Source organism: Desulfococcus multivorans (assembly GCF_001854245.1).
GTDB classification, from domain to species: Bacteria; Desulfobacterota; Desulfobacteria; order Desulfobacterales; family Desulfococcaceae; genus Desulfococcus; species Desulfococcus multivorans.
Map to the genome: position 1 here is coordinate 1,100,010 of NZ_CP015381.1, position 18,192 is coordinate 1,118,201.

Below are 18,192 nucleotides of genomic sequence, written 5' to 3' on the forward strand. Positions count from 1 at the left end.
TCCTTCAATATCGTCTTTTCTCTCGGCCGGGTCCAAATGGCTGGATCAGAGGACGATGGACCGATCCGTCAAAGGTCTCATCATTGGACTTTTGGCGGTTTTGCCGGTCGCATATGGGGTGTTCTGGGGCGACTATCTGGAGATGCTGGAAATTTTCGTCTACCACCGGGAGACCTCATGGTCGGTCGGCGTGGTCCGGATTTCCCTCTGGATCGCCCTGGCGGCCCTGGTGTGGCGCGTCTATCTCGTTTACACTTACCGTCCCGCAGCAGCCTGCACCGATCAGGAGCTGCCCCTCTGTTCGGTTATCGTGCCGGCGTACAACGAGGGCGCTCAGGTGCTCTATACCCTCCGCAGCGTGGCGGCCAGTGATTATCCCGTCGAGAAACTGCAGATCATCACTGTTGACGACGGCAGTAAGGACGACACCTGGCGCTGGATGAAGCAGGCCGAAAGAGAGCTGGGAGATCGGGTGGAATTGATCCGCCTGGCTGAAAACAGCGGAAAGCGCCGTGCCCTTTATGAGGGGTTTCAGCGCAGCCGGGGGGATATTTTGGTGACCATCGACAGCGATTCCGAGGTGGATGCCTCGACCCTTCGCCATCTCGTCAGCCCCTTCGTTCGCGACCCCATGGTAGGGGGCGTCGCCGGCAACGTTCGGGTGCTCAACACCGCGGCAGGCATCATTCCCAAGATGCTGGATGTCAGCTTCACCTTCAGCTTTGATTTCATCCGGGCCTCCCAGAGCCGGGTCAACACGGTAATGACCACTCCAGGGGCATTGTCCGCCTATCGGCGGAGCGTCGTCGGCCCCGTACTCAAACAATGGCTCCACCAGACTTTTTTTGGACAACCCGCCAATATCGGAGAGGACCGCGCTTTGACCAACCTGATCCTCAAGAACGGCTACCATGTCCATTTTGCCAAAAATGCCGTGGTGTATACCGAGGTGCCCACCGCTTACATGGGGCTCGCCAAGATGTTTCTGCGATGGGCCCGCTCCAATGTGCGCGAGACGATCGTCATGGCAAAATTTATCTTCAAAAGGTTTCGCAGGACGCCGGCTCTCGGGGCGCGCATCAACCTGCTCCTTCATCTGCATCGGATGACCATCGGTGAAATCCTCAAGATCTGGTCTCTGACCATTCTGGCTGCATTTCCCACGTTGTTTTTCTTCAACATGGTTACGGGTGCGATTCTTTTTTCCATGATCCCCGGGCTGTTCTACCTTTCTCGGCACAAGGACAGCAATTTCCTGTGGGCGATCCCCTACAGCCTTTTCTGGCTCATCGGCCTGTCCTGGATCAGTCTGTATGCCTTGTTCACGCCCCACCGGACGGGTTGGCTGACGCGGGACCTGAAAAGCCAGGCGAATCCTTTGCTTGCACCCGCGGCCCAAAAAGGCGAATAGGGTCTGCCGAACATATTCGCCGATTCCATTCGACAGGCGTGCGGGATTCAAGCGCGCTCACCAAAAACCGAGGTCGCTTTTCCGAGAAAAGCGACCTCGGTACATCCGGGCTCCTCGTTCGCATCCCTATTCAGGGCCTGCTGAGCAGATCGGCTTATATTATCGGTAAACCGGTCTTGCCCTGCATGGTTTGACCGGGATGGGGTTGCTGTTGCGTACGAAAACCGCTTCTGTTGCAGTTGTTGACGGCCTCGAACCGGGCTGCGGGTGGACGCGCATCCATCAGGTCCCGCAAAACGTGGTCCGGACCACTTCATGGGGCTCGGGCGGTGACAGATATTCGTTGAAACGCTCCTGCTCTTCGTATGGTTTTTCGAGGACTGCGTTCATTTCATGGAAAAGACCGAAGTCTCCTCCCAGCGCGGCGGCAATCACGCGTTCGACCATGTGATTTCTGGGAATGTAAAGCGGGTTGATGCTGTTCATGCCTTCCCGGATTGCATCCGCATGCCGGTCCTGAGCCCGGATCCGTTTTTTCCAGTTTTCATAAAAGGCCTGGAAGTCCCCCGTCTTTTCAAAAAAACCGGAATCGGAGTCGTTTTTGACCAGTTCCGCCAGATTCCGAAAACTGAGCGTAAAATCCAGCGCATGCTTTTCCAGATAACCGAGCCATTGGCGCAGGAGACCCTGGTCTTCCGGCTTTTCGTCGTCCAGGATTCCGATTTTTTTAAGCATTTTAGAAGTCAGCCGCCGATTGAAAAGCGTGCCGAGGGATTCCAGTTCCGTGTTGTACGATTCTATCGTATCCTCCGTGCCGCTATCGGCCAGATGGATCAGGCATGACCCCAGCCGGGACAGGTTCCAGAGAGTGATTTGCACCTGGTTGGAATAGGAATAGCGGCCGAATCGATCGATCGAGCTGAAGACCCGATCGGATCGGAACTGATCCATGAAAGCGCACGGCCCGAAGTCGATCGATTCTCCGGTGACGGACATGTTGTCCGTGTTCATCACCCCGTGAATGAAGCCGAGCGCCATCCACCCGGTCACAAGTTCGATCTGCGCGCGACCCACTTTACGGAAAAAATGAAAATACGGATCTGCCTCGTCCCGAATCTCCGGATAGTGCCTTTGGATCGCGTAGTCTGCCAACGTTTTTAAATTTTCCCGATCGTTTCGGGCGGCGAAATATTCGAAAGTTCCAATACGAATGTGACTGGCGGCCACTCGGGTCAATATCGCCCCGGGAAGCGCTTTTTCCCGGTAGACCGTCTCTCCTGTCCGGACTGCGGCCAGGGAACGGGTTGTCGGCAGTCCCAGATGGTGAAGGCCCTCGCTGACGATATATTCCCGAAGGACCGGACCGAGCGGCGCCTTTCCGTCGCCCTGGCGCGAGAAGGGTGTCCGGCCGGAGCCTTTGAGCTGGATATCGAAACGTTTTCCCGAAGGATCCAGAATCTCGCCCAGGAGCAAGGCACGACCGTCTCCCAGCCTGGGGACGAATTGACCGAATTGGTGACCGGCATACGCAAGAGCAATCGGTTCCGAACCGGGAAGCAGTTTCCGGCCTGCGAATATTTCCGCCAATTCCCTGTCCGTAAGCTGTTCGGATTGAATGCCCAGTTCACGCGCCAAATCCTCGTTCCATTTTATCAGAGCCGGTTCGGGAACCTTTGCCGGGGCCACCCGGGCATAAAATTGTTCCGGCAACCGGGAATATGTATTGTCGAAATTAAACATTTTTTCTCCCCTTAAAAAATACATATCAAACGGGTCGGCCGCAAAAAGAAGTTCGGAAACCGATACCGCGCAGACGCCGCGCCCGCAGCCTCCGAACCCGAACCCGGCCTTTGCTTTCCCGCTCCCTTTCATTTCAACAGGGTAACTACCAACTTATGTCCGTGAGCGCCGAAGTCAAATCGAGAACCATATCGCTGGAAAAAATACGATTGAGATGCAATGATGTTTGTTTTAAGATACCCACCGTTCTTCCCGTTCCCGAACTCCGGATCGGGAATCGGTAAAGATCATGTTCCGACACTGAAGGATTCGGAGATGATGTTTTGAGCACCGACATTCCCGATTGTCGATTTCGGGAATGTGGATCGGTGTTCCCCGATTTTCGGCAAATCTTCGCGAGCTTTCGCGCAAAGACGGAGGCCATATTATGACGTTGTTCGTTCATGCCGCGGATATTCACCTGGATTCGCCCTTGAAGGGCCTTTACCAGGACGAATCCGCGCCGGACGCCGAAGAAATCCGGAGCGCCGCCCGGGCGGCCTTCGACAAACTCGTGGACCTGGTTCTGTCCGAGGGCGCGCCCCTGCTGATTATCGCCGGAGACCTGTACGACGGTGGCTGGAAGGATTTCAGCACGGGCTTGTATTTCGCGAGCCGGATGCGCAAGCTGGCCGAAGAAGGCGTCCGCGTGGCAGTGGTTCGGGGAAATCACGACGCGGAAAACAGGATGACCAAATCCCTGGTCATGCCGGAGAACGTCAAAATTTTTTCGTCCCGAAAGCCGGAAACCTGGATTCTGGAAGACCTGAACATGGCCCTGCACGGCCAGAGCTATCCCCGGCGGGACGTGACCGAAAACCTGGCTCTCGACTATCCGGAACCGGTGCCGGGCATGCTCAACATCGGCATTCTGCACTGCCTGATTTCCGGCGCAGAGGGCCATCTTCCCTACGCTCCCTGCACGTCCGACCAATTGGCCGCCAAAGGCTACGATTATTGGGCACTCGGCCATGTCCACGAACTCGCGGTAGTCAGAAAAACGCCTCCCATCGTCTATCCCGGCTGCATCCAGGGACGCCACATCCGGGAAACGGGCGAGAAGGGATGCGCGCTGGTGGAACGGGAAGAAGACGGTTTAAGCGTGGAATTCGTTCCCCTGGACGTGCTGCGCTGGATGGCGGTGGAAACGGACGCCGCCGGCGCCGAGAGCGTCGACCGTGTCGTCTCGATTTTCGGCGATGTGTTCGAGGGACGGATCGCGGACCTGGACGGCCGCCTTTGTTGCGCTCGCGTGAAGATCACCGGATGTTGCCCGGTTCACGGGCGTCTTCTGGCTGACCCCGATACCGTCGTCGCCAATATCAAAGCCATGGCTGCGGAAGTGTCGGGGGGCAGGGCCTGGATCGAAAAGGTGGAAATCAGGACCGCCCCGGAGATCGATCTTGCGCAGTTGGCCGAAAGCGACACGCCCCAGGGGGAATTGCTCCGGTACATGGGCGAGATCGAATCCTGCGAAAATCCGTTCGAGCTCTTAAACGCGGATTTTTCATCGCTCAAGGCCAAGCTGGCAGGGACGGACGTCTCTGTGCCCGAGGACGACGCCGCGCAACTGCTTCGGGACGCCAGGGATATTTTGCTGACCATGCTGGCGGACATGGAAAGCCGAGAGGAACGATCATGAAATTCGAGGCGATCAAGCTGATCGCATTCGGACCGTTTACAGACAGGATACTCGACTTTTCGGGCGAACGGTTCGGCCTGCACGTCTTGTTCGGCCCCAACGAGGCGGGAAAAACCACGGCCCTGCGCGCCCTCACGGGACTGCTCTACGGGTTCGGCCACATCGTCGGAGACGCCTGGAAGCACCAGCCCAGGGATTTGGCTGTCGGCGGCGTGTTTGTGCTCTCCGATGGCCGCACCCTCAATCTGACACGGTTCAAAAGGCGGAAAAACGACCTGATCGACGACGATACCGGAGAGCCGGTCGGCCAGGCGCTCCTGGACGAACATCTGGGCCGGATGGGCCGTGAGGCGTTCACGCATGCGTTCGGCGTCTCCCACGAATCGCTCCGCCTGGGCGTGGAGAGCGTCCTGGCCGCCGGCGGCGATCTGGGGCACGCGTTGTTTGCGGCCACCTCGGGTCTGAACACCTTGAAACTGGCGATGGCCCGCCTGGACGAAAAAATGGCCGAGCTGTTCACTCCCAGGTCCAGAAAGGCCCTTGTGATCACGGGGATTTCTGAAATCAAAAGATTGCGGAAAGCGCAGAAGGATGCCTCCTCCAGCCACATCCAATGGCTCAAAACGAAAAAGCAGGTGGACAGGCTGCAACAATCGGAAAAAACCAACGAACTCGAGCTGGAGGAACTTTCGGCGCGAATCGGCTCGTTGTCCAGGCATCGCGACGCCGTAAAGCATGTCGCCGCCCGGGCGAGGCTGGAAAAGGAATTGGAGAAGATCGGGCCGGCACCGCGTCTTCGGGAGAATTTTCGCCAGGAAAGGGTCGAGACGCGGATGGGGGTCGAGCAGGCCGCGCAGGCGGAAAAGCATCTCAAGCGGGATTTGGGGGAGATCGACAACAGGCTGGAGAACCTCTCGGTGGACGAACGGATCGTCGATAACGGTAAGCGCATCGAGGCGCTTGCGGGTGAGGCAAACGTGCACGCCAAGGCCAGGGTCGACGCCAAATCGTTGCGGGCGAGAATCCATCAGCAGCGGGATTCCGCCAAAGACGCCCTGGAGCGTCTCCGTCCCGGATTGACGTCCGAGGACGCGGAAAAATTGCGCCTGTCCAGGCCCGAGCAGTCGAGAATCCAGAGACTGGCTTCGGCGGGGGTCAAGCTGGAAGAATCTCGGATTTCCGCGGAAAAAGCTCTCAAGTCGGCTGCCGCCAACCTGGAGAAATTGCAGCGCCGATTGGATGCCTTTGAAAAGCCCGAACGGCCCGAAAGCGCCGATATCCTGGAAGACGCCGTTTCCCGGGCATCCGAGTTGGGAAAGATCGAAGATCAGCTGGAAAAGTTCGAAAACGAAACCCTGCTGCTTCGCGGCCGAATCGACGCCGATCTGGCCGCGCTGGGTTTGTGGAAAGGAGAGCTTTCCGTGCTGGAGCGGCTGGCGATACCCACGGACGAAACCATGCGGGAATACGGCAAGCGGATCGAGAATGTCGAACGCGACCTGGACGACGTGCGAAGGGAACTGAAAAAAGAAGAAAAGAAACGCGCGGATAGCCAAAGGCGGTTCGACAGGATGACCCGGTCCCGGGAATTGCCTTCCCTGAAAGACCTGCATACACACCGGACGTTGAGGGACAAGGGCTGGCGTTCGGTCCGGGCCGCCTGGCTGCGCGGCGAGGATCCCGATCCCGAATTCATGGAGGCCTTCGCGTCGGACGGCCATTTGGCCGATCTGTACGAGAAAAGCGTGGAGCGGGCCGACAGGACGTCGGATATTTTGCGCCAGGAAGCCGAGGCGGTGGCGCAGGCCGACAATCTGAGGGAAGAGATTCGGGAAATAGACGTCGAATTGTCCGCCGGAAAAATCAGGCGAGATGATCTTCAGGGGAAACGAGACAAGCTTTGGGACCAATGGCGCAAACTGTGGTCCCCGCTCGGCGTCGATCCTCTTCCCCCTGCGGAAATGCTGGAATGGTCCGGCAGGACAAAGGAGTTGAAGCGCAAAGCCGAGGCCTTTCGAAAAAACGAAGCCGAGGCCGAGGTCGTACGGAAAAGTATGGCGGCGGCGGCGTCTGAACTGGCGTCCGCGCTTTCGACTGCAAACGCGAAAGCGCCCGAAAACGCGGGCTTTTCCACCCTGCTGTCCCTGGCACGACGGGCACTGGCCAAATTAGAAAAAGTCGACAGGGACCGCCGGAACCTCGAGGGCAGCATATCGGCCTTGCAGGCGGAGATCGACGGTCACCGGGAGCGGTCGGCGGAAATCGAACTGGAACTCAGCCGGTGGAAGGAACAATGGGCCGCAGTCGTATCGCGGCTCGGGCTCGAAGCCGACGCCGGCCACGAGGACGTGCTGGAATTCGTTTCGGCCCTGGAAGACGTTTTCCGAATCCTGGAAAAGGCGAAGGACTACCAGGTGCGGCAAGACGCCATCAGCAGTGATTATGAGAAGTACAAGGCCAAAGTGAAGGCGGCCGCCGACGAGTTGGCGCCCGAATTGTCCGCTTCGGATCCGGAGACGGTTGCCTTCAGGCTGAACGATCGTCTGAAAAAGGAGCAGGAACGGCTGAAAGAACGCAAGACGCTGGAACTGGACAAACGCAAAAAAGCCGCGGAACTTGCCAAAATACAGGAAAACAAGGCTGCTCTGGAGGAAAGGATGCGACTCCTTTGCCTGGAGGGCGAAACGGACGATCCGGAAGCTTTGCCCGACATGGAAAAGCGGTCTGCCGACAGGATCCGGGTCGAACGCGATCTGGCCAAAGTGGACGAAAGACTGGAAGAGCTTTCGGTCGGCGAAGATCTGGATGCTTTCGCAGAGCGTGTGAAATCCTGCGACCCTGACGAACTGTCGGCCGGAATCGAGGCACTGGCGTCAAAAAGGAAGCAACTGGAACAGGAGCGAAAGCGGATCGTTGCGGAACTGGCTTTAGCGGGGAAGGAATTGAACGCCATAGGCGAAGAGTCGGACGCGTCGATGATCGCCGTGAAAGCCGAAGGGCAGATCGCCAAAACCCAGGCGGACGTGGAGCGATACGTGAAATTGCGACTGGGGTCGGCGATTCTGGCCAAAGCCATGGAACGCTACCGCCAAACCCATCAGAGCCCCGTCCTGGAAGCGGCGGGCGGCTATTTCAAAACCATCACCCGAAACGCCTTCGAGGGCCTGCGCGCCGATTACGATGAAAAGGGAAACCCGGTGATCAAAGCCGTTCGGCCCGACGGCGCGCTGCTGGAAATCACCGAGTTGAGCGACGGCAGCCGCGACCAATTGTTTCTCGCCCTGCGGTTCGGAGGATTGTTCAATTACGTGAAAAACAACGGTCCCATGCCGTTGGTGGTGGACGACGTCCTGGTCCATTTCGACGACGAGCGCTCCGCCGCCGCCCTGAAAGCCATGGCCGATCTGGCCCGGGACACCCAGATCGTCTTTTTCACCCACCACCGGCACCTGATCGACGTGATGAAAAAGGCCTTGCCCGACAGCCCGCCGAACGTTCAATATCTTTAGCCGACAGCGATTTTGGCGGTATTGACGGTTGGCGTGCCCATTGGCACTCATACCATTGCAACCTGGCGCCGTCGATGGAATTATGCGTGGTATTCAATGCGCTTGCTGCGCAGGAACAGTTTTCTCGATTCTGTAATCAGTAAAACCACTACAGCTCCAACGGCGCAGATACCCAGTTCCCCCGGACGCAGCGGTGTGGTGCGAAACACGGTGTTAAAAAACGGCACATAAATCAGGATCAACTGAAGGGCCAGTGTGACGCCAATGGCCAGCAGCAGCATCGGGTTGCTGAGCCAGGATTGCGTAAACAGCGATTGTGTCTGTTTGCGCACACACAGGGCATAGGCCATCTGGCAGAATGTCAGCATAGTGAACACCATGGTCTGCCAGGCGTTCGAACCTGTTCCCCCGTCCCAGAACCAATACCCGGTCCCCACCGAGATCAGGCCGATGATCAGGCCCATGACGAGAATCTGCCAGCCCAGCCCGCGTGCGAAAATGCCTTCCCGCGGATTGTACGGCGGCCGGTTCATGACATCGCGCTCGGCTTCTTCGAAACCCAGAGCAACGGCCGGTACGCCATCGGTCACCAGATTGATCCATAAAATTTGAATCGGCAGCAGCGGCAGCGGCATACCCATCAGCGGGCCGGTGAGCATGACAACGATTTCACCGGCATTGCCGGTGAGGATGTATCTGACGAATTTGCGGATATTGTCGTAAATGCGGCGACCTTCTTTGACGGCGGCGACGATGGTGGCGAAATTATCATCCAGCAGGACCATATCGGAGGATTCTTTGCTGACGTCGGTACCCGTGATCCCCATGGCCACACCAATGTCGGCTGATTTCAGCGCCGGTGCATCGTTGACCCCGTCGCCCGTCATCGAGACGATCTCATGCTGTGCTTGCAGCGCGTCGATGATGACCATCTTGTGCTTGGGCGAGACGCGCGCAAAGACGGAAACCTCCTTGATCCGAGCGCTGAGCGCGTCTACGGTCATCTTGTCCAGATCCTGACCGGTCAGAACCGTATCGGAGGTGGTCAGCCCCAAATTCTTGGCGATGGCGACAGCCGTCAGGGGATGATCGCCGGTGATCATAATCGGACGAATTCCGGCCTGCTTGCACAGCCGGACCGACTCGATCGCTTCGGGCCGCACCGGATCGAGCATGCAGGCCATACCCAGAAATACCAGATCCTCCTCGTAGCGCGCCGGTTGGTCGAGTTCGTCGACATCCATCAACCGATAAGCCAAGCCCAGCACCCGAATGCCTTTTTTCGCCATCGCGGTGTTTTCGGCTGAAATCTCCTCTTTTCTCTTTTGGCCCAAAGGTTGAACAACGCCGTTTATCAGAATCCTGCTGCATACCTCGATCAAGCCGTCGGTCGCCCCTTTGGCCAACACCAGGTGATCGGCGTGCCCCTGGTTTCCGGCGGCGGTAAGAACAGGGTGCAAAGTCGTTCCTTGGGAAGGCGACGGCAGGGCGTGAACGGTGGACATCCGTTTACGCTCGGAGTCAAAGGGCAGTTCGCGAACACGCGGCAACATAGCCTGCAGATCGCGCTGCACCAATCCGGCCTGTTGGGCGGCAAGCACCAGTGCGCCTTCGGTGGGATCGCCGAGAATACCGTTTTGCGCATTTTCGTCGATGACGGCATCGTTGCACAGCATCCCGGCCAGCAGCAGCAGGCCGAGATCGGCATCCTCGCCGTGTTCCGCCACGGCTTCATCGAGGGAATAGCGGCGAACCGGCAGCACCACGTCCGATACCGTCATTCTGTTCTGCGTCAGGGTGCCGGTTTTGTCGGAACAAATCACGGTCACCCCGCCCAGGGTTTCCACGGCCGGAAGCTGCCGGATCAACGCATTTTTCTTCAACATCTGCTGCGCCCCCAGGGCCAGGGCGATGGTGACGACAGCCGGCAGGCCTTCGGGGACGGCCGCCACCGCCATGCTGATGGCGGTCATGAACATTTCCTTGAAGCCCGCGCCCTGCAGATAGATCATGCCGGCCACCATGATGATCAGCACCCCGGCGGCCATGGCCAACGATCTGCCGAGCTTCGCCAACCGGCGTTGCAGCGGGGTTCGCTCATCCTCAACGTCCTGAAGCATGGTGGCGATCTTACCCAATTCGGTCTGCATGGCGGTGCCGGTGACGACGGCCTCGCCGCGCCCGTAGGTCACCACCGTGCCCCTGTAAATCATGTTCCTGCGGTCGGCCAGGGCAAGCTCGCCATCCGGCAGTGCGCCGGTATCCTTGTCCACCGATTCTGATTCGCCGGTCAGGGCCGCTTCCTGGACTTTGAGGTTCGCGGCTGCGATGAGTCGGGCATCCGCCGGCACAATGTTTCCGGCTTCAATGAGCAGGATGTCTCCCGGCACCAATTCCTTGGCCGAAATCTGCTGCTCTGCGCCGTCGCGCCGCACCCGCACATTGGGCACCGTCATTTTCTTGAGGGCCGCCATGGCGTTTTCGGCCTTGAATTCCTGCCAAAACCCCAGAATCGTATTGAGCACCACAATGACGAAAATCACGACGGCATCGATATATTCCTGCAGCGCCGCCGAAATAACCACGGCGGCCAGCAGAATCAGGATCATCACTTCCTTCACCTGGGCCAACAGAATCCGCCAGGCCTTTCTCTTTCCCTTTTCGATCAGTTCGTTGGGGCCGTATTGCGCATAGCGGCGGCGCGCTTCCTCGGAAGCGAGGCCCGTATCGGACGATTGCAGTTTCTGTACGACCCCGGTTGGATCAAGCCGGTGCCAGTTGACCGTTCCGTGTCCTTGTTCACTCATGGTTTTCCTTTCCGCATTCTATAAACGGCCAATGGTTATTCGGCCAATCCACAATCCGGTTCAAGAGCGATGGGCCTTCGACCTGTGCCGGTGTCGAAGCTTTTATTGCAAACGTTTTTTGTTCGCCCAGGCAATCTCTGAGAGACCGATCATATCGATTCCGTAAGCCTGTGGGGTCTGGTTGCCTGCAAACGGCAGGTTTATGGGTCAGTCAGTTGAATCCGTTTCCCCGAGCTTTTGTGAAGTCCTTGTCCCTGGAAGAAATTCTTTGAAAACTTCCCCGTATATATCCCAGATCGTCACAAACAGTGCAGCGATGATCGGACCGATGATAAAGCCGATCAGGCCGAACAGAGCGATGCCTCCGAGTGTCCCGAAAAAAATCATCAGATCGTGCATCTGGGTATCTTTGCCGACCAGTCGTGGGCGCAGCACGTTATCGAGGCTGCCGACGATCAATCCGCAAAAAAGGATCAATCCGATCGCCTTGAGATAGCTGCCGCCGGCCGCCAGAATGATTGCCGCCGGCACCCAGATCAGGGCGGAACCGAGGGCGGGAATGATGGACAGCGCCGCCATGACCGTTCCCCAGAAAACCGCCGCCTCGATGCCCGCTACGGCGAAAGCGACCCCTGCCAGGCCGCCCTGCAACACACCGATCAGTGCCGTTCCCTTCAACGTTGCCCGGGTCACCGATGTGAATCTGTCCAGCAGGCGTTGTTCATCCCTGTCCTCAAGCGGCAGATACAATAACATACGATCGAGAAGGACTTTTCCGTCTACCAGAAAAAAATAGCTGATATACAGAAAAACAAAGAACATGAAGATGAAATTGACCGTGCCGACAGCCCCTGCGGAGAGGCTGTTGACAAGGAACACACTGATCCTGCTGGCTAATTCGCCGGCCTTGCTGATGATCTGGCCGTGATAGGGAAGAATCTCTTCATAAAAGGGAATGCGTTGCAAATACTCGGAAAAGGCAGCCGGTTGTTCAATCTGCCGCTGTACCCAGGGCGTGATCGATTGCCCCACCTTAATGGCTTGGGCGGTTACAATGCTGATCAGTCCCGAAACCGGCACTAAAATGATTATAACGAACAACAGCAGTGTAGTCAGAGAAGCCGCTCTTCGACGGCCGCCGAAAAGTTGAACAATCTTACGGTAGCCCGGCTGTGCCATTGCGGAAAAGATGCCGGCCAGCAAAAGCGCCATCAGGAAATTGCGTATCATGCTGATGAAAAGCGCGGAAATCAATAGGATCAAGACCAACAGGACTATTTTGCTGACAGTACGACGTTGCATCTTCGGCTCTCAATAGAGGTTAGCTTCAATTGCGTCAGGCAATCGGCACCGGTTGTCCCGACGCTGTCAGATCTTCAGCCTGAAATGATTTATAATCGGCTTTCAAGAAACTATCAAATCCTTTGTAATCCCAAGGCCAGGACTTCCAGTTGATTGGTGAGCAGGTCCTGAATCCACAATTCGTCGGAGACCGCTGGATGCGCGCATTCGGCCGGCTGCTCCTGGGTCAGCCAGACCGTAGGTGCGATACCTGGATTCCTGCTGCCCGCCCGGACATCGTCGATGATGACAATGTTCACAAGATGGACACACGGCTCGTGGTGGATAGCGCAAACATTCCGCTGAGCAGAGGCGCGGAAAAATATATCTATGACATGAATATGATATGTGTTCAAAATGTTATCGCTAATGCCGGCGGAGTACCATGCGCCGCGATGGAATATAAGGGCATGGGTGAAACGGCGAAAAAATCAAACCCAAGCCTGAAGAAAATACTATTGACAAAGCCATCTAATAAATACATAAATATTTGCTTATGTGTTTACGGTAATGCAGTTGAGTTTCATATCACGTGCCAAAATGATGTTTTCACCGATGAACAGAATGCAAAACAAGTCGTCCAATGACGATGTGGGCCGGGACCTGGCAGTAGGCAGCGGCGGATCTGCGGCAGGATGCGAGTTGACGAACGATCATCTCCAACGTGCCGCCTTTCTGGCTAAAAGTCTGTCGGACGGGAACCGACTGAGGATACTGGTCCTCATCAGCAACGGCAGGAAATCGGTATCCGCAATCGTCGAGGCGCTTGAATTGTCTCAACCGCTGGTGTCGCATCACCTGAAAGAGTTGAAGCGCTCCTTGATGGTCAAAGTAGAGCGAGAGGGCCCCTTCGTCTATTACGAATTAGCGGATTCAAGGATCCTGAATGTACTGCAAATCCTGAGCGATGTGGCAACGGACCTTTTGTCCGGCAGAAAACTGTTTTGAAGGAAAAGGGGGATGGATCGGCCGTATGGACAAACTTTTTCAAATCATTTCCCACATGGCGCCTGAAGAGGCCCTGTCGGAAATCACCAGGGTCCTGGGAAGGCTGTTGCAGGACCTGGATAATGACGCACGCGAACGGTTTTTGATGTCGCTCATCGGGCAATCCGAAGGCGACAAGGTTTCAGGCATGGTGCATTTGTGACTGGCCGAATGCATGGGCGAAGGTGTCGACCCAACGCAGATGTGCCAAAGCCTGGTGGATAAAGTCGCGCGGTCCGAACAGCTTTTGGCGATTGCCGATCCCGACGTGCTGGTGCTTTTCGAAGACTGGCTGGAGGAGCTGGAGTCGGAAGCGCAAACGCTGATCCAAACGCACGGCCCATTGGATGAGAAGTCGCTGGCCGACCAGCTGGGTTTGTCCCGCAGAGGGGCTGCGTTTCTGCTTTCAAAGCTGGAAAGAAAGAGGAGCCGATTCAGTTGAAAATGAGCGATTTTGATGAAATATCAATAAATAGGTTGGTGAACTTTCACTGTTTACTCAAATGGATTTAAGGAGGAAGTTTAAATGGCTGAGTTGATCGTATTTCACAGCGGCAACCCCGGTTGAGTTTCATGCAGAAAGGCTATAGGCGTAGCCAACGACATGAAGGACAAATTCGGTGAAAAACTGGACGTGAAAATATACACGATGGATTCGGAAGCGGCGAAACCATACGCTCTTGAATTCAAAGGATCGACCAATGTCCTTCTGGATAAGGAGTGGGTGCCTTTAAAGGTAGCGACAGACAAGAACCAGATGGAAACATTTCTATCTGGAAAAATTTAACGGAGGCCCGTCAAGTTGAGCCTGAAAAAGAGAACATCTGCATTCCTGGCACTTTCGGCCGTGCTGATTACCGTCGTCTCCGTATGGTACATCCAGCGCCCTGTCACCTCCGGGCAGACCACCTGGGACGACGTGGTCGCCGAGGCCGAAGCCGGTGGTTACGCCATCATCTCCACCGAAGAACTCGCCGACCGTTATCGCGAAGCATCTTCGGATCTTTTGCTGGTGGACACCCGCCAGGAGTGGGAATACCGCACCGGACATATCGAGGGCGCGCTCAATTTTTCCATGGAACCTACATGGTGGTCGAGATGGCGAAAGGCCGGTGAACTGGAAAATTTTCTGGGGCCGGACAAGGATCGGGTCCTGGTCTTCTACTGAGCGGGTTTGACATGAGTCCGCAGTGACTCGGCGGCCCGGGTGGCCGTATCGCTGGGTTACAAAAACGTCTACCGCGACCCCTACGGCTTCCCGAAATGGCAGGAGCAGGGGTTGCCCATCGCCAGCAGCCCCGCGGAACCGGCGGAACCGATGCAGGCGGGCCTGAATCCATCAGGGGACCGCTCCCTGCAAGGGTGGACCATGCTCTGGACGCTGTTGGGCATTTTCGTCGGCGGACTGGCCCTGAACCTGACACCCTGTGTCTATCCCATGATCCCCATCACGGTTTCGTTTTTCGGTGGGCGGGCAGGCCGGGACAAACCCAGCCAGATCAGACTGGTTTTCCATGGCATCTGCTATTTGATGGGGCTTGCCCTGACCAATTCGACGCTGGGCGTTGTGGCCGCGCTCACCGGCGGGTTGATGGGAGCCATGCTGCAAAACCCCATCGTTCTGACCTTGGTAGCCGGCGTCCTGGTCCTGTTCGCCACCAGTCTTTTCGGGTTCTGGGAGCTGCGCATGCCGGGCTTTCTCACCCAGGCCGCCGGCAAATCCTATTCCGGGTACTTTGGCAGCCTGTTCATGGGCCTCACGTTAGGGGTTGTGGCCGCGCCCTGCATCGGCCCCTTCGTCCTGGGTCTGCTCACCTGGGTGGCCGGCATGGGCAACCCATGGCTTGGCTTCCTGATTTTCTTCATTCTCAGCCTGGGTCTGGGATTGCCCTTTTTCGTGTTGGCGCTTTTTTCCGGCCAACTGCAGCGGCTGCCGAAGGCCGGGGGCTGGATGATATGGGTGCGCAAGCTGATGGGCTGGGTCCTGGTGGGCATGGCCGCCTATTTTATCCGGCCGGTTTTGCCCGAGACCCTGAAAATAGTGTTACCTGTCGCCGTGGCCCTGGCCGCGGGATTGCACTTGGGATGGCTGGATAGAAGCCAGGCTTCTTCTAAGGCTTTTCCCTGGCTGAAAGCCATCGTGGGTACCCTATGTTTGGTCCTGGCGGCCATGTGGATCACCGCCTGGGCCATGCGCGGGCCGGGAATCGATTGGCGCGCCTATTCGGAGCAGACGCTGAGCCAGGCGACCGAACAGGGCAAACCGGTCATCATCGATTTTTACGCAGATTGGTGCACACCCTGCCGGGAACTGGAGGAGGTGACCTTCCACCATGCCGACGTGGTCCGGCAGGCCGAGCAGGGATTCGTTATGATCAAAGTCGATGTAACCAAGGGCGGTGATCCGCTCCACGAAAAATTGTTGGCCCAATACGGCGTCAAGGGCGTCCCCACGGTTGTTTTTCTAGATGCACGAGGCGAGGAACGCACCGAATTGCGTCTGGTGGATTTTCTGCCGCCCGGACCCTTTTTAAATCGCATGGCTGATTTGAAGAAGTCTCTTCCTACCAAGTGAACACCACAACCCTGAAGGAGAAGAACATGCTCAACGTCCGTTTTTTTCTCAATGAGCCCAACGGCAAGCCTTGAAAGCATTTCAAACAGATGATGCCCAGGTTGGGCGAAAAATACGCTATCGATATCGAGGTCATCTCAAAGCCCAAGGCCGACTACCAGACCGACGAATACTTTGAACTCGACCTGCCCATCGCGCCGGCGGTCATGGTGGGGGAGGAAATCGTCGTGGAAGGGGCTGACGTGTCCGATCACGAGGTGGAGGCCTGCATCTGTCGCCACCTGGGACTGCCCAAACCCGAGCCGCCGACAAAAGGAATCCTGAACCGCCTTTTCAAGCGCTGAAAGGCGAACAGCGGTCGGCAGTGAATATGAGCCGTCATCATGCAGAAAAATCAAAAAACCGCACTGGTGAAAGTATCCCTCCTGATCCTGTTCATCGGCGTGTCGATCTACCTGGTCCGGTTTTCACCGGCCAGGCAGTATTTCACGACCGAACAACTGGGGCTGATCCTGGAGGCGGCAGGCTTCTGGGCGCCGTTGCTGTTCGTGTTCATCTACGCCGCCGGCGTCTGCCTGTTCATCCCCGGCACGCTTCTGACGGCCCTGGGCGCCGCTATCTTCGGCCCTTATTGGGGATTTGTATATGTTTGGATAGCGGCCATGATAGGCGCGAGCCTCGCCTTTCTGATCGGGCGTTACCTGGGCCGGGATTTTGCCGCCTCCCTAGTCGGAGACCGCCTGAAGCGCTTCGACGACGCCATTGAACGCAACGGCTTTGCCACGGTCCTCTACCTTCGGCTGGTGTATTTCCCCTTTACGCCCATGAACTTCGGCATGGGGCTGACCAAGGTGCGCTTTCGGGACTACGTTGCAGGGACAGGACTTGGGATCATGGTGGGCACGTTCATTTTCACGTTCTTCATCGGAACGATCAAGGATGTCTGGGCCGGCGGTCGATGGGCGGAATTGTTGAGCTGGAAGGTCTTTCTTTCCATCGCCCTTTTCATTTTATCGTTTTTTATCCCGAAACTCCTGAAAAAGGCAAGGGGGCCCGGCACGACCCAAATAATTTAATCGATGGCCGCCTCAAGAGCAACGTAATGGGAACCGACACAATCATTCGGCTGAGCGCATTCCTATGCGTTTTCGCCATTCTATCCACGGCGGAGTTTTTCACACCCCGAAGACGGCTGACAACTTCCAGAAGCCGGCGCTGGTTCGCCAATCTGACCATCGTCGCGTTGAACCCGCTGTCGGTCGCGTTGGTCTATCCCGTTCTACCCATTGAGGTAGCCCTGCTCGCCTCGGAGCAAGGTTGGGGGCTACTCAACCAATGGGCCTTGCCCTATGGACTTGAGGTGCTCATGGGCGTGGCTGCGCTGGATTTCGCTGTGTATGCCCAGCACGTCTTGCATCACGCCATTCCGATGCTCTGGCGGCTGCACCTGATACATCACGCGGACCTTGATTTCGATTTGACCACTGGTTTGCGGTTCCACCCCATTGAAATTATTGTATCCATGGCCGTTAAGTTGTCGATTGTTGTCGCGCTCGGTGCACCACCTTTAGCGGTGCTGATTTTCGAAGTGGCCCTGAACGCTACTTCCATGTTCAACCACAGCAACATCCGCATTCCGGGAAAAGTGGACTGGGTGCTCCGATTGATCGTGGTCACACCGGACATGCATCGGGTCCACCATTCGGTCATCATCCGTGAGACCAACAGCAACTATGGCTTTAACCTGCCTTGGTGGGACCGACTTTTGGGCACCTACAAAGCGCAGCCCGCCAAGGGGCACACGGATATGGTGATAGGGCTATCCCAATTCCGCGATCCCAAAAGGCTTACCCTGCCGCGTCTCCTGATCCTTCCGTTCGTAGGTGATCCCGGCCGGGTGCCCATCAACCGGCACTGATACGTATGGTCGTTTCAAACACCGGCACGATGAGTGTTGAAAAGCAACCCGCCGCCGCCCCTCGATGTGTTCAACCACCGTCTTCTCGATTTTATGGGCGTTGAGTGTATTGGTATGGAAAATGCCGGTGCCGCATAGCTCCCTCCTGGATTTCTTGATAAGTGATCGTTTCCATCCGAATTCTGGGAATCGGGGGGAGCTGTCGGCCTTTTCGGTAACGCAT

Annotated in this window: 14 protein-coding genes; 11 read left to right on the plus strand and 3 right to left on the minus strand. The window is 56.8% G+C overall.

Annotated features, from left to right (window positions below):
* The first annotated feature begins 55 nt into the window (after positions 1-55).
* A complete protein-coding gene (locus tag dmul_RS04660; protein ID WP_020876913.1) occupies positions 56-1,411 on the plus strand; it encodes a glycosyltransferase family 2 protein in 1,356 nt (451 codons plus the stop codon).
* 282 nt (positions 1,412-1,693) lie between these two features.
* Here dmul_RS04660 and dmul_RS04665 read toward each other — a convergent pair whose 3' ends face one another.
* Entirely contained in the window at positions 1,694-3,151 is a 1,458-nt protein-coding gene (locus tag dmul_RS04665; RefSeq protein WP_020876914.1) for a protein adenylyltransferase SelO, read from the minus strand.
* Between the two features lie 427 nt (positions 3,152-3,578).
* Here dmul_RS04665 and dmul_RS04670 point away from each other — a divergent pair, with 427 nt between their 5' ends.
* The gene (locus dmul_RS04670; RefSeq protein WP_020876915.1) at positions 3,579-4,832 is read left to right on the plus strand and encodes a metallophosphoesterase family protein; all 1,254 of its coding nucleotides are present in this window, start codon (positions 3,579-3,581) and stop codon (positions 4,830-4,832) included.
* The gene (locus dmul_RS04675; RefSeq protein WP_020876916.1) at positions 4,829-8,341 is read left to right on the plus strand and encodes an ATP-binding protein; all 3,513 of its coding nucleotides are present in this window, start codon (positions 4,829-4,831) and stop codon (positions 8,339-8,341) included. The genes dmul_RS04670 and dmul_RS04675 overlap by 4 nt, the downstream gene beginning before the upstream one ends.
* Before the next feature lie 80 nt (positions 8,342-8,421).
* Here the strand turns inward: dmul_RS04675 and dmul_RS04680 are convergent, their stop codons facing one another.
* Entirely contained in the window at positions 8,422-11,148 is a 2,727-nt protein-coding gene (locus tag dmul_RS04680) for a cation-translocating P-type ATPase (protein WP_020876917.1), read from the minus strand.
* Between the two features lie 207 nt (positions 11,149-11,355).
* Positions 11,356-12,450 (minus strand): AI-2E family transporter, encoded by a 1,095-nt coding sequence (locus dmul_RS04685; RefSeq protein ID WP_020876918.1) that lies wholly within the window; start codon positions 12,448-12,450, stop codon positions 11,356-11,358.
* Positions 12,451-12,599: 149 nt separating this feature from the next.
* On the opposite strand from dmul_RS04685, the gene dmul_RS04690 reads away from it, so the two are divergent.
* The 8 genes from dmul_RS04690 to dmul_RS04730 all read left to right on the plus strand — a co-directional run bounded on the left by dmul_RS04690 (position 12,600) and on the right by dmul_RS04730 (position 17,969).
* A complete protein-coding gene (locus dmul_RS04690; RefSeq protein ID WP_020876919.1) occupies positions 12,600-13,076 on the plus strand; it encodes a Rossmann-fold NAD(P)-binding domain-containing protein in 477 nt (158 codons plus the stop codon).
* The gene (gene tsoR, locus dmul_RS04695; protein WP_020876920.1) at positions 13,045-13,437 is read left to right on the plus strand and encodes an ArsR/SmtB-type metalloregulator TsoR; all 393 of its coding nucleotides are present in this window, start codon (positions 13,045-13,047) and stop codon (positions 13,435-13,437) included. The genes dmul_RS04690 and tsoR overlap by 32 nt, the downstream gene beginning before the upstream one ends.
* Positions 13,438-13,462: 25 nt before the next feature.
* On the plus strand, positions 13,463-13,918 hold the full coding sequence (gene tsoA, locus dmul_RS21220; protein ID WP_334290381.1) for an LULAXC motif selenoprotein TsoA: 456 nt from the start codon (positions 13,463-13,465) through the stop codon (positions 13,916-13,918).
* An 84-nt stretch (positions 13,919-14,002) separates the two neighbouring features.
* The gene (gene tsoX / locus dmul_RS04705) at positions 14,003-14,263 is read left to right on the plus strand and encodes an HSGNPxU motif (seleno)protein TsoX (protein ID WP_337661158.1); all 261 of its coding nucleotides are present in this window, start codon (positions 14,003-14,005) and stop codon (positions 14,261-14,263) included.
* 21 nt (positions 14,264-14,284) lie between these two features.
* Positions 14,285-16,051, plus strand: coding sequence for a rhodanese/DsbD fusion-like selenoprotein TsoB (tsoB, locus tag dmul_RS04715; protein ID WP_337833553.1), 1,767 nt, complete (start codon positions 14,285-14,287; stop codon positions 16,049-16,051).
* A gap of 26 nt (positions 16,052-16,077) precedes the next feature.
* Positions 16,078-16,395 (plus strand): NEPxGxxU motif selenoprotein TsoC, encoded by a 318-nt coding sequence (tsoC, locus tag dmul_RS04720; RefSeq protein WP_332369982.1) that lies wholly within the window; start codon positions 16,078-16,080, stop codon positions 16,393-16,395.
* Positions 16,396-16,434: 39 nt separating this feature from the next.
* Entirely contained in the window at positions 16,435-17,127 is a 693-nt protein-coding gene (locus tag dmul_RS04725; RefSeq protein ID WP_020876927.1) for a TVP38/TMEM64 family protein, read from the plus strand.
* The gene (locus dmul_RS04730) at positions 17,010-17,969 is read left to right on the plus strand and encodes a sterol desaturase family protein (protein WP_236886004.1); all 960 of its coding nucleotides are present in this window, start codon (positions 17,010-17,012) and stop codon (positions 17,967-17,969) included. The genes dmul_RS04725 and dmul_RS04730 overlap by 118 nt, the downstream gene beginning before the upstream one ends.
* The last annotated feature ends 223 nt before the right edge of the window (positions 17,970-18,192 follow it).

Coding starts and splice junctions, on each gene's coding strand:
- dmul_RS04660 (WP_020876913.1), top strand. CDS start 56: ATGGACCGATCCGTCAAAGGTCTCATCATTGGACTTTTGGCGGTTTTG.
- dmul_RS04665 (WP_020876914.1), bottom strand. CDS start 3,151: ATGTTTAATTTCGACAATACATATTCCCGGTTGCCGGAACAATTTTAT.
- dmul_RS04670 (WP_020876915.1), top strand. CDS start 3,579: ATGACGTTGTTCGTTCATGCCGCGGATATTCACCTGGATTCGCCCTTG.
- dmul_RS04675 (WP_020876916.1), top strand. CDS start 4,829: ATGAAATTCGAGGCGATCAAGCTGATCGCATTCGGACCGTTTACAGAC.
- dmul_RS04680 (WP_020876917.1), bottom strand. CDS start 11,148: ATGAGTGAACAAGGACACGGAACGGTCAACTGGCACCGGCTTGATCCA.
- dmul_RS04685 (WP_020876918.1), bottom strand. CDS start 12,450: ATGCAACGTCGTACTGTCAGCAAAATAGTCCTGTTGGTCTTGATCCTA.
- tsoR (WP_020876920.1), top strand. CDS start 13,045: ATGAACAGAATGCAAAACAAGTCGTCCAATGACGATGTGGGCCGGGAC.
- dmul_RS04725 (WP_020876927.1), top strand. CDS start 16,435: ATGCAGAAAAATCAAAAAACCGCACTGGTGAAAGTATCCCTCCTGATC.
- dmul_RS04730 (WP_236886004.1), top strand. CDS start 17,010: ATGGGCGGAATTGTTGAGCTGGAAGGTCTTTCTTTCCATCGCCCTTTT.